At 32.4% G+C, this 12,920-nt stretch carries 11 protein-coding genes; 1 reads left to right on the top strand and 10 read right to left on the bottom strand.

The genetic code is table 11. The features are described from left to right. Positions 1-177: 177 nt before the first annotated feature. The 6 genes from CQA53_RS08095 to CQA53_RS08070 all read right to left on the bottom strand — a co-directional run bounded on the left by CQA53_RS08095 (position 178) and on the right by CQA53_RS08070 (position 6,072). Positions 178-1,158, bottom strand: coding sequence for an iron-sulfur cluster assembly scaffold protein (locus CQA53_RS08095; protein WP_115543503.1), 981 nt, complete (start codon positions 1,156-1,158; stop codon positions 178-180). Between the two features lie 186 nt (positions 1,159-1,344). Then, positions 1,345-1,929 (bottom strand): HNH endonuclease, encoded by a 585-nt coding sequence (locus CQA53_RS08090; protein WP_115543502.1) that lies wholly within the window; start codon positions 1,927-1,929, stop codon positions 1,345-1,347. Further along, the gene (locus CQA53_RS08085; protein ID WP_245945789.1) at positions 1,926-2,732 is read right to left on the bottom strand and encodes a DNA-methyltransferase; all 807 of its coding nucleotides are present in this window, start codon (positions 2,730-2,732) and stop codon (positions 1,926-1,928) included. Before CQA53_RS08085 ends, CQA53_RS08090 begins: the two co-directional genes overlap by 4 nt. A gap of 27 nt (positions 2,733-2,759) precedes the next feature. After that, on the bottom strand, positions 2,760-3,929 hold the full coding sequence (locus CQA53_RS08080; RefSeq protein WP_115543501.1) for a NifS family cysteine desulfurase: 1,170 nt from the start codon (positions 3,927-3,929) through the stop codon (positions 2,760-2,762). Between the two features lie 578 nt (positions 3,930-4,507). Beyond that, entirely contained in the window at positions 4,508-4,921 is a 414-nt protein-coding gene (locus tag CQA53_RS08075; protein WP_115543500.1) for a DMT family transporter, read from the bottom strand. Between the two features lie 23 nt (positions 4,922-4,944). Next, positions 4,945-6,072, bottom strand: a complete 1,128-nt coding sequence (locus CQA53_RS08070; RefSeq protein ID WP_115543499.1) for an alanine dehydrogenase — start codon at positions 6,070-6,072, stop codon at positions 4,945-4,947. 262 nt (positions 6,073-6,334) lie between these two features. Here CQA53_RS08070 and CQA53_RS08065 point away from each other — a divergent pair, with 262 nt between their 5' ends. Next, positions 6,335-7,192: a flagellar hook-basal body protein gene (locus tag CQA53_RS08065; protein ID WP_115543498.1), complete on the top strand. Its 858-nt coding sequence runs from the start codon at positions 6,335-6,337 to the stop codon at positions 7,190-7,192. Positions 7,193-7,536: 344 nt separating this feature from the next. Here CQA53_RS08065 and CQA53_RS08060 read toward each other — a convergent pair whose 3' ends face one another. From CQA53_RS08060 to CQA53_RS08045, 4 genes are all read right to left on the bottom strand, one after another. Next, the gene (locus CQA53_RS08060) at positions 7,537-8,223 is read right to left on the bottom strand and encodes a hypothetical protein (RefSeq protein WP_115543497.1); all 687 of its coding nucleotides are present in this window, start codon (positions 8,221-8,223) and stop codon (positions 7,537-7,539) included. 103 nt (positions 8,224-8,326) lie between these two features. After that, positions 8,327-9,397: a dehypoxanthine futalosine cyclase gene (locus CQA53_RS08055; protein ID WP_115543496.1), complete on the bottom strand. Its 1,071-nt coding sequence runs from the start codon at positions 9,395-9,397 to the stop codon at positions 8,327-8,329. Positions 9,398-9,713: 316 nt separating this feature from the next. Then, positions 9,714-10,181: an acyl-CoA thioesterase gene (locus CQA53_RS08050; protein WP_115543495.1), complete on the bottom strand. Its 468-nt coding sequence runs from the start codon at positions 10,179-10,181 to the stop codon at positions 9,714-9,716. A gap of 481 nt (positions 10,182-10,662) precedes the next feature. After that, the gene (locus tag CQA53_RS08045) at positions 10,663-12,726 is read right to left on the bottom strand and encodes an AAA family ATPase (RefSeq protein WP_115543494.1); all 2,064 of its coding nucleotides are present in this window, start codon (positions 12,724-12,726) and stop codon (positions 10,663-10,665) included. Positions 12,727-12,920 lie beyond the last annotated feature (194 nt).

The raw sequence follows: 12,920 nt of genomic DNA, 5'->3' as shown, positions 1-12,920 counted from the left end.
TTCTCTGTTATGCTACATTACTTCAATTTAATCTAACAATAATAAACCGTTGCATTGAGATTTTAAAATATAAAAACTTCATAGCTTTTTTTAAATGTCAATTGAAGCGATAGTCTTTACATTTGCAAATACATTTTTCAATTTAGACAATACAAAGTTGAAATGATAGTATTTTTATTAAATTGGAAAAACACGAATCTGTTTTGATAAATGTTCTTTTAACACCTCTTCTATCGCATAAAGTGTCCCTGTAGTCGCACTCGCACAACCATCACACGCACCCATATAGCGAATATAGACATCAATATAGCCATCACTCGTATCCTTTATATCAAGAATTTCCATATTCCCACCATCCATCATCAGCATTGGGCGGATATATTCATCAATTGTTTTGTCAATCTGCTTCACCTTTTGAGGAATTGTCATATCTTTAAAAGCAAGATTCCCGCTTGTAGCATTATTTGCTAGATTTTTGAGATTCTGTGCGTCCATTTCAGCCCTCACATCACGCAAAATATCTTCAAGATAATACTCCCTTTTCTCGTGTCCTCCGGGTTTTACACAGCTTTTACAAAATGCACCTGCCTTTGTATATTGCGTAATTTCCTCCACACTTTTTAAGTCATTCAACTTTATCACTTCTTTAATAGTCGAAAGACTCACGCGTGCGCACTCGCACACGATGATTTCGTCCTCAAAGTCCTCCGCATTTTTGCCTAAATACATACCTGCCGCCTTTTTGATGACATCATACGCCATAACAGAGCAGTGCATTTTTTGTCCCGGCACTGCTGGTGTATCTGGGTCATCACGCAAGGCATGTTCGACATCAAGATTTGTGATTTTTACTGCCTCTTGCACCTTTTTACCAAGACATAGCTCCACCATCATATCAGAGCTTGCAATCGCCGCCCCACAGCCAAACCTCTTAAACTTCGCATCAATAATTCTATCATCAGAATCCACAAGCCAATACAACCTTACCGCATCGCCACAAGACTCTGCACCATAATCAGCCACGATAAGCTTCGCGCCTTTTTCATCCGCGTCTTTTTGTGTGATAACCCCTAAATGCGTAGGGTTATCCATTCTTTCACTGACTTTTTTTGAGTAGGCGTCCCATAATGCGCCACCGATTAAATCATTCTTTGCCATTTTCTATCCTTTTGTAAATTTTATAAATCTAAGTTTAGTCTCTAAAATGCTTTCGCATCATAATAGAAACTATGTTGCAAAATTTAGACTCAAAAATCCGCCTTTTATATAATCAAAAGCGAATTTATAAAATCTAGATTTTATAAAAATTCCAACAATTTTCATAATTTTACCTAAACATTAGCATTACTTTTTCCATACTATATGCCCATTGATATTATGTTTTTCATAAACGCTTAACACATCTTCTAAAAATTTTACGAGTTCTATTTCATTAGAATCTTTCGCAGTTTCTAGCATTTGAATAAACATTTTTTTACCCGTTTCTGTTTGTTTGAGATTCTTTTTTAAAAAATTATGTCGGCTACAAAGAGTTTGTCCATTCTCTAAACTTGCTTTTCCTCCTAAATCTTTGGGTTTGATATGGTCTATATGAAGCTCAACGCCCTCCTTTTTACCCATTCCACAAATTACACATTTATAATTATCACGTTCTAAAATTTTAGCTTTTAAACTTTGCGTAAAATCCTCTAAATCATTTCTTAAATTTACAAAATTTGGGTCATATTTATAAACACCTTTAGCAATTTTTTGCAAATGTCCCTTTTGATGCAAACTTCTAATTCCTCTATCTGGGTCGCGAAAAACTTTTCCTGTTCGTTTTTTATATTCATTTACAACCCAATCTACAACTTCTGGGTGCGGAATATCCCTATTAGGATTATTTTTAAAAAATTCCATAATTAAATCCAATTGCGAAACATCTCTCATTGAAACAATCCTTTTTCACTTAAGATTCTATTTTTCGCCAATTCACAATAATTTTTGTCTATTTCTATACCAATAGCACGTCTGTTATTCAACATAGATTCTATAAGCGTTGTTCCGCTACCACAAAAAGGGTCTAAAACACTATCTTCTACGAAAGAAAAAAGTTTAATACAACGTTTGGGCAATTCTCTAGGAAATGGGGCTGGATGTCCTATACGCCTTTTAGATTCTCCATTAAAGCTCCAAAGCCCATTTGTCCAAGACATAAACTCATCTTTAGAAATATCGCTAACACCCTTATCGACTTTTTTCCATTCGTTTTTATATAACACGAGAATCAGTTCAACAGGTGCGATTACATAGGGTGCAGACGCACTAAGCCAACTGCCCCACGCAGTCCTACGCGAAATATTCCCCTCATTCCAAATAATAGTGCTATGATACTTCCAACCAACTTTTTTAGCAATTTGTGTAATATCAGCCCCGACACTTTGCTGTCCTCCTTTATTTTTATCTAGTGGAATATTAAGGCAAAGTCTAGCCCTATCTTTAGCCCATATATAGCAATTAGATAACCAAGATTGAGTAAATTCTAAATATTGTTGATAATCCAATGTATCATCATTTGAGTTATAATCAATACCAACATTATATGGTGGAGAAGTTATAATTAAATCCACGCTATTAGAATCTAATGTATTTTTGTTTAAAACGTTCACATTATACAACAAGGCATTTTTGTCATTAAAGAAAGATTCTGTATTTGACATGCAGAATTTCGTCTCGCTTATTGTTTGCACCATTTTAAACCTTAGAATAAACTTATTTTCCTATGCGTCATACGAGCTAGAAATATTCCGTAATCTCTCTACCGCCTTTTTAAATACCTCTATAGTATAATCAATCTCTTCTTGCGTATTGAAGCGGCTTAGTGAGATTCTAATCGCGGTGTGTGCAAGTTCTTTATCTGCACCGATAGCTACCATGACTGGATTTGCTTCCAAGTCCTCACTCGCACACGCACTCCCTGTGCTAGCTGCTATCCCTGCTTTATTCAAATCCCATAGCATAGCTTCACCCTCAATACCTCGCACGCTGATTAAAGTCGTATTTGGCACACGATTTTCCCTTGTGCCAACGACAAACACATCTTTAATCTCTAGCAATTTGTCTTCTAAATAATCACGCATTTTACGCACTGCACTCAACTCAAAGTCCAAGTATTCATTTGCTAAACGCATAGCCTCGCCCATTGCAATAATATAAGGGACATTGAGCGTCCCGCTTCGTCTCCCACGCATATGCTCCCCTCCATGTAATAATGGAGTAAGCTCCACGCCTTTACGAATATATAACCCACCTATGCCCTTTGGTCCATGAAACTTATGCGCACTAAAGCTTAGCAAATCAACATTTGCTTTTTGCACATCAACGAGAATCTTGCCGATAGCTTGCACTGCGTCAGTATGAAATAAAACACCTTTTTGCCTACAAATCTTGCCAATCTCTTCAATAGGAAATATGAGTCCTGTCTCATTATTCGCCCACATAACGCTAACCAACGCCGTATCCTCGCGTATCACCTCTGCCACTTGTTCCGCAGTAATCGTGCCTTGTGCGTTTATAGGAAGTCGCGTAACCTCCACGCCTAGAGATTCTAAAAAGCTACAAGTCGCTCCAATAGCAGGGTGCTCCACCTCTGTCGTAACGATATGCTTTTTTCCTTTTTTGAGAATCTCATCAAAATACACGCCTTTCAATACCCAATTATTGGATTCAGTCGCACAACCTGTGATAACAATATCATCACTATCAGCAGCATTGATACCATTATAGAGCTTCTCTATCGCCTCTTGAATAGCGGGGTGAGTTTCTGTGCCATATTTATGCAAACTATTTGGATTCCCAAATTTTTCACAAAAATAAGGTTGCATAAGTGGCAAAATGCTAGGGTCCAGCATAGTTGTTGCATTGTTGTCTAAATATATGCGTTTTTGCATTATTTTTATCTCCTATCTTGCTAAAACTTTGAGAGAAATATACCAAAAAAAATTTCTTTTTTCCATAAATGAAGTATAAATCATAACAAAGAAAAATAAATGTGTAATTATTTTACACATTTAAAAATAAAAAGTAAATCGTAACATAATTTTTTTGATATTTTTGAGAAATATTTATTGTAACAAGAGCCTAAGAATTTTGATATAAAGCCCACAAAATCTTAATACTTGAGATATAAGAAATTTCATCAAATATTTCATTGATTATTTTTTATGGTTATAAAAGATCATCAATGAAATACAAACAACATAAAGAAAATAACAAAACTTCTGCCAATATTTATTATTTTACTCTAATTTATGAGGCAATATAAAATAGCAATCTTAATAATTAATAAGATTCTTTCTTATTGGAATCTTATTTTTAGATAAAAACAATATTCATTCTTTTATTTATATATTATATACGCCATCTTGCGATTTTCTATATTTCACTTAGACTACTAAAAAATTATTCCTTGAATGGCAATTATTAAGTATTCCAAATAAGCACTTTTATCTAAGAGTCAAAACACAAACTAATGTTCCTCTCCCAATATTACACAAATAATCCCAACAAATCCAACACCAATACCAATATATTGCTGCACACTCAACGAGGGATCAAAAAAGACAAAAGAAATGAGTAAAACACCAATTAAACCAACAATTTCCCATGTAGAATATGCTACACCTAAAGCAATTTTTCGTAAGGCGAGAGACATACAATAATATGAAATCGCAATCATAAATAATAAATTGACTTTTGCAATCATTGTCGTGGATATTTCCAACCCGAACAATGTAACGATACCGTTTGTGCCAATAGATTCTAACCACAAAGGAATAACCTTAAGTAAAGCTAACGCACTCACTTCTAAAGCTATTGCCAACAGTAAAAAAAACCATGCAAATATTCTTTTGTTATATGTTTGAGAAACACTCTTTTTCATATATTACCTCTTGATAGGTGATGCTAATTATTTGAGTTTATTATTGTTTGTGTGTCAATATAAGGAAGTGCAAATGCTTTTGCAATAGATTCTAGTGCAATTTTACCATTATATGCATTTAAACCACTCATTGCTCCTTTCATTTGAAGCATTTCTTTCCAGCCATGATTAGCAATTGCAAGGATATAAGGCAATGATTCATAAGAATAGGTAATGCTTGAAGTTCGGGCAATAACACCAGGTATATTTGGCACACCATAATGTATAAGCCCCTCTTCAATATATATAGAATCATCATGTGTAGTTTGTCGTGAAGTTTCAACACAACCTCCAAGATCCACTGACACATCAAGGACAACGCCTCCTTTATTCATAAGACGCAAATGTTCTCTTGTAATAATTTTTGGCGTTGCATTTGCGGTAACAAGTATTGCCCCAATTAAAATATCTGCATTCTGCAATGCAATGCGGATAGATTCATCATTAGAATAAAGAAGTTTAATTTTATTATCAATAACAAGTGGATGAGTGCTTAACTTTTGTGTATTAATATCAAGAATCCATACATCTGCACCCATTCCCACAAGCACTTTAGCAGCATTGATTCCAACGACCCCCCCACCAACTATTACTGCTCTAGCAGGTTGAACCCCTGCACAACCACCAACTAAAATACCTCGTCCACCATAATTTGTGCTTAAGAGTGTAGCAGCATGTTGTGCCACAAATTTCCCAGTTACTTCACTCATTGCTGCGAGAATAGGATAATCTCCATTTGGACCAGATATAGTTTCCCCACAAATTGAAGTTACTTGAGAATCTACTAAAGCCTGTGCAAGACTTTTAGAATATGCAAGATCGAGAAAACTATAAAGAATCATATCTTTATGTAAATATTGATATTCAGATTCAACAGGTTCTTTACATTTTATAATAAATTCTGCCTTTTGCCACACCTCTTTTGCACTTTTGAGAATCTTTGCTCCCGCCTGTTCATAATCTTCATTACTATACCCTATGCTATTTCCTAAACCATTTTCTATATAGATTTCATGGAGAGGATTTGAGTTTTTAAGTATTTTTACATCACTTGGTATTAGCCCTACTCTATGTTCATGATTCATTATCTCTTTTGGAATACCAATAATCATATATTTCTCCTTATATATTTCTAAAAATTCTTAAATTATATAGTAAAAAATAAGCATATATGTAAATTTTATCTCATTTTATAGAAAATACTTACAATATTATGATAGTATTAAATACTTCATACCATTAAACATAAATTTGGAAAGCTTTTTGCTTATGCAATTACAACTTTACTTTATTTAAGTTTAAAGGTTACTTCATCTTTAAAATCTTGAGAATACAAAAATATTGTAAAAATTACAAACAATCTAAGGAGAGATTATGCAAACAGGATATTATGGTGCAACAGGTGGTATGGTTACACAATTTAACCGCCTCGATATTATTTCACATAATTTAGCAAATTTAAATACAAATGGCTACAAACGCGATGATGTTGTCATTGGTGATTTTTTACGTATGGTGCAAGGACATCAAGACACACTACCAATCCCAGATGAAACAAGAGCTGCGGCAAAATTTATTAATCGCACAATGACTCGTGTGCCAGTTATCGCAGAATCTTACACAGACCATAGCATTGGTTCAATGGAACATACTGAAAACGATTTGGATTTTGCATTAAAATCACCAAATATGTTTTTTGCTGTGCAAACACCTAATGGAGTAGCTTACACACGCAACGGGAGCTTTAGTATTAGTGATGATGGGTATTTGGTAACAAAAGAAGGATTCCATGTTTTATCTCGCGATGGCGTTGATAATGAAGGTGGTATCTTAATGAATCCTACTATGCAAATTACTGCGGATGCAAATGGCAATCTTAGTTTTAAAGATTTGAGCAATGAAGGAATGGCAGATAATGTCGCTGGTGGTAGCCTCGCCATTGTTACTTTTGATAATCCAAAATTTTTAAAAAAGATTGGTTCAAGTCTGTATATTGAAGAAAGAAAAATACCAAATGATACAAGTAGCGAGGGATTGGCTGGGGTAAATCTCGTGTATAATAGCGGAATTGTAGCACAAGGATTCTTAGAAAAAAGCAATGTAAATGCAGTGCTTGAAATGTCAAGCATGATTGAAACAAATCGCCTTGTTGATATGTATTCTAAAGTGATGAAAACACACATGGACGAGCTTAATTCTGAAGCAATTAATAAACTTGCCGTGAGGGCATAGATTTTAAGAGTAAGTTTATTATATTTAGATTATAAAAGTTATTCTGCTATATAAATAGATGTTTGTTATGTATTGTAGATGCCTCTATGAAGTAAAAATCTTAAGAAAAAATGCAAGATAAAACTTTATTTGATACTAAATGTTAAATATTATTGCATATAAATTGAATATAAAAAATAAATCTATAATATTTGAATATTAAATTTATAAAAATTATTAAGATGAAGAATATGTTGGCAAAAAATATGAAAAGATTTACACAAGCATAGATAGTAAAAAAACAAAATGATGTATTTTTATGAAATAATCATAAAATAAACAATTTACAATAAAATATTTTCTTATCACTTAGTTTTGTGCATAAGTGTAATCTTTTTTTGAGGCAAAATTCTAAATCCAAGACTCACAAAACTTGATTTTCCGTCAAAAGAATTACCATAAGTAGAATCTATTTGCAATGAATCTTGCACTATCCATGTACGTAATCCGACCTGATAAATGAGTGGATCAAAGCGATTATAATACACTTCGCCAATAAAATAGATTTTCTCTGTAATACCAGCCTCTATACCAATACCTGCACTATAAATATTAGATCGAAAATCTTGCAAATTATAACCTATGTTTGCATGAAAAACAAGTTTAGAATCAAAGAATGTCAATGTAGCAGGAACATAAAGGTAGAGATCATTTTTACTCTTTGAATCTACAATAAAATGATGAATGTTTCCTAATGCTATACCAATTCCCCAATTTTTCTTATCGGCATCAACAAAAAGTTTTTTCACTTGAAATTGAATCGAATCAGATTCTAATCCAATCATACCTCCAAGTGTTATTTCTGTATCCCAAAATAAATTGCAACCGGGCAATGCCCAGACTTCACTATTTCCATTGAAATGAAATTCTGCCCATGTTTCTATTTGACATTGATTTCTTGGGGTAATGCGAGCATCATCAGTATTCATTGGTCGTGCGGCATAAACATAATGTAGCATACAAAACATAAACAATATAATTTTTCTTAACATAGTAAACCCCATAAAAATAAGCTTATGATTTTAAAGAATCAAAATCCTGGGAATATTCTTAAGAAAAATATTATATAAAAATCAAAATTTATATCTTGCAAAACTATGAATATTGTTCTAAAATTTCATATGCCGTATTTCGTTTAGCTGGAATCTCATTGACATCTCGAATAAGCCCTATCATTTCATCTTGATTCATTGAATGACATGCCCCAGCAGATGAAACAACATTTTCTTCCATCATCGTACTCCCTAAATCATTTGCACCAAAAAGTAAAGCTAACTGCCCGATATGGCTACCTTGTGTAACCCAGCTACTTTGAATATTTTTGATATTATCAAGATAAAGACGAGAACATGCCAAAAGGCGTAAATAACGATTGGAACTAGCTTTTTCAATATGTGGATATTGTGCTTTTAATGGCGTATTGTTTGGTTGAAAGCTCCATAAAATAAATGCTCGAAACCCTCTCGTCTCATCTTGCAAATCACGTACTCTTCGCCAATGTTCAACAATATCATCATTATTTTCTAAACTACCAAACATCATGGTAGCAGTGCTTTTCATATTAATCTTGTGTGCTTCTCTATGCACTTCAATCCATTCATCACTTGAAAGTTTTTTGGGAGCAATCAAATCACGCACAGAATCACTTAAAATCTCTGCACCTGCACCAGGTATTGAAGATAATCCAGCTTTTTGTAATCGCAATAAAACTTCTTTAATACTAAGTTTTGAGATTTTGGCAATAAAATTTACCTCAATAGCAGAAAACCCATGAATAGTAATTGTTGGGTATTTTTGTGCAATATGTGAAACAAGATTTTCATAATAATCAATTTTTAATTTTGGATGCACACCACCTTGAAAGAGGATTTGTGTCCCACCAATCGCAAGTAACTCTTCAATTTTCTTATCTATTTCATCAAAGCTCAATATATATTCACCCTCTTGTCCTAAGTTCCGTTTAAAAGCACAAAATTTGCAATCAACCCAACAAATATTAGTATAATTAATATTTCTATCAACAACGAAAGTTGTAATTTTTCTTGGGTGAATCTCTAATTTCTTAGCATTTGCCATTTTTCCAAGTTCTTTTAATGATGCATTATCCATAAGATCAAGAATTTCAGAATCTGTATAACGTTTTGTTGTATTTGTATAAGCTGACATATAATTCCTTAATAATTTAAGTATTTTATATCGCATTATAATCTAAAATCTATATTTTATTGTAGATTTTTAATAAATATTTTCAATTTTTCTCCACCCTTCAAGAATCTGTATATTACAGATTTAGAATCTTACATTGAACAAGTTTCATGCTTATGAAATAAATATTATTAGAATATTATTTGTATAAAACATAATGGTTAAATTATTATTTAAATACTATAAAAATAAATGTCATTCTATAAATATAATAATTTTGCTAACATATAAATATTAAAAATAAAACACAACAATTAAATTTTTGAAATATCTTATATCATAATTTTTTATTATTTCTCTTACTTGCTTCTCTACGTAGTTTGCCCGCCTCAAATCGTCTTTTTTCTTCATCTGTTATTGGCACTAATTGCGGGACTTTGGTCGGTCTACCATCTTCATCAAGTGCAACCATAGTAAAATATGAACTATTGCAATGTGTTACAGACTTATTGGCAATATCTTCAGAAAGAACTTTAATTCCAACTTCAACACTGGTAACTCCTGTGTAATTCACGCAAGCTAAAAAATGAATAAGATTCCCAATTTTTATTGGACTACGAAAAAGCACTCTATCAACACTTAGTGTAACCACTCCAATACCACAATAACGAGTAGCACATGCATAGGCGACTTGGTCAAGAATCTTTAATAAATCTCCGCCGTGCATAACACCATTGAAATTAATATGTGCTGGTGTTGCAAGGATTGACATTGTCAGTGTTTTATTATCAAAAATATATTCCATAGTTTTCCTTTTTTTTACATTACAATACAATTTAAAGATAAATAAGATAATACTTTTTTAATATTCATAATGATTATAAAATCTATAAGCTTTAAAATATAAGGAAATTTTGAAGCCTTGTAAAGCTTTAACCCTTCTTTAAGCTTAGGTATTATAGCAGAAAATATATGTATATATTGAAATTTTAGTCTATTTCCTAAAGTTTAAGAATCTTTATTATATACTTAAGATACTCTATTTGCTAAGTATTAAATCTCTTAATATCAGAATCCATAATAGAGGATATAAAATTAATTATGAATGAAACTTTACTACCCCAAAAATAAACACTTCAGATAAAAAATATCATGATATTACATATAAATCTTTATGAATGAAAGAACTTTATACTAAGGTTACAAATAAATTTAATAGCCCTTTTCTCTAAAAATCTCCCTCAAAACATTCATATAAATACCATACAACATTTTTTATAACAAGCTTATAAATTCTCAAGGTAATCAAGAATCTTATAAAAATTCTGTTTTGTTGATTGTTCTATAAGATTCTGTGTTTTGTCATCATCAGCTTTTCTCCATAGCAATGCTTTCTTTATCGCACTAGAAAGTTTAGAACTTTTGATAAACTCTTTACTTTCTTTGCCATTAGAATCTTTTTTCAATAAGCCATATTTTTCTATATCTTTCTTATCAAAGCAATCTTCTATCTCTTTGAGTTTAGAATCTATCTCACTTAGCTTGATAATTCGCAAAGATTCCATTTTATTCTCTTCTTTGACTTTTATTATTGCCTTACCCGCACCATCATCATCGATAAGCAATATTGGCTCTTTGTGCTGTTGCAATAACTTCTCTAAAATTTCTTTCTCATCACCTTTTTCTCCTAAGCCTCCAATGGGCAAGAACACTACACTGCAGAGCTTATTCTCTTCTCTCTCTTTCAGAATCTTAAAAGTCGTGAGGTAGTTATAATCCGTGATTCCCTCTACAAAGATTATCTGCAAATTTGGTGGATAGAGGATATATGTGCCTATACCAAGTGCTTGTTTGATTATCAAGAGTGCATCAGTATCTTTTGAGCTAATACTTGAAAAGTCATTGAGTATCTCCACTCCTTTAGAATCTTCTTTGGTGTGATTTTGCACGATGCGAATCTCATCAAGATAATCAGCATGCACAAGGAATGGATCATGTGTAACAATTACAAAGGTGATACCATTCTCTTCTCCATATTGCTTTAAGAAGTCCCTAAATTCCTTGCGTGCTGGGATAGAAAGATTATGTGCTGGTTCATCCATAAGCACTACGCTACCTTTTTGCAAAGTCTTGCTATACAAAAGATGGAAAAAAAGATTAAAAAACCATTTAAAGCCCTCTGATTGTAAATCTAGCTCCAAAACCTCATCTTTGTTGTTGCCCCTAAAAATTGTAAAATTTATTTGAGTTTTTTCAAGTTTTAGTCCAAACTCATATTGATTGTCTTCAACTTTTTTATACAATTCATTAAATCTTTTGGTTACCAAGTCATTCACACGTTCATTATATTTGCTCTCAATCTGTGTGAGATAGCCAGATGTCGCCTCTGCTCTCTCGTATGCTTTTGTGATAGCTGATACTTTGAGGTTTGCTGCTTGAAGCAATGCTATAAAAAAGGCATTTGTCTCTATATGCTCTCTATCTGTTTTTAAGTCCTTATTGCTAAATCTATATTTATCTTTATAGGTAATAACCTTTGGGACAGAATCTATCTTCCCGGGTGTATATGAATATTCTAAATCCAATTTGTCCATAATCTCTTTTGTATCTTTTAGCTTTGTCTCGTGAAAAGTAGCTTCCATACTCTTTTGTATCTTTGTTTTACTGATTTGCTTTGGTGTAAGAATCTTTGTTGAAATATTAATCTTATAAGGAAAATAATCTCCCCTATAATGATTATAGTTTGCTACAATGTCCTTAATAAGTGCAGTAAGTTCCTTATAGAGTGCAACTATTTGCTCATAGTCTTCTGCATTCTCAATATGTGCTTGTATATCCTCAAAAGATCTTTGGAAATCTTTAGTTGTTGCTTTCCTTGCATAATCGAATAACCTGTGTTTTTCGTTATATCCCCTTACTTCAACCATCAACTTTTCAGCAGATTCGTATAATCTATCATATTCTTCCTCACATTGTTTTTCATACTCTACCAACTCCTTTTTATCTCTGGGGGTAATAAAGTAATAAATCTTGTTAAACAATGCTATCAATTTATCTTTGCTATCAATAGAATCTGCTTCTGCCAACATGGATTTCATAGTATATTCATACCCAAAGTCTCCATACTCCCTCTTTTCCCTATTTTCTTCAATAAGCTCATTACCATATTTTGCTATACAAAATTTTAGTATCGAGATTTCATCTGCCCCCTCGATACATTCTACTTCATCCTCCTTATAAAGTTTTAGGGTATGAGATTCCCCCCCCCCCCCCCCACCCATAAAATCTAAATTCAGACATAATCTCCACCAATCCAAAAAAAACAACAAACTACCATAGACAAAAACCATTGGTATTCTAAAAAAAAATCAAATAAAAAAAAAAAAAAAATAAATTAATAAATATCATATAAAAAAAAAAATAATTATTTCTCATAATACCTACTAGAAAAATAAAATAAAAATAAAGAATTTTTATTTTTTTACTTTAGGCAAATTTCTACATTTCACTTATACACGACTCCAGACCAACGTGCCAATCTTAG

This window comes from Helicobacter didelphidarum, assembly GCF_003364195.1.
Classification (GTDB): domain Bacteria; phylum Campylobacterota; class Campylobacteria; order Campylobacterales; family Helicobacteraceae; genus Helicobacter_A; species Helicobacter_A didelphidarum.
This window is presented reverse-complemented; position numbering and strand designations above follow the sequence as displayed.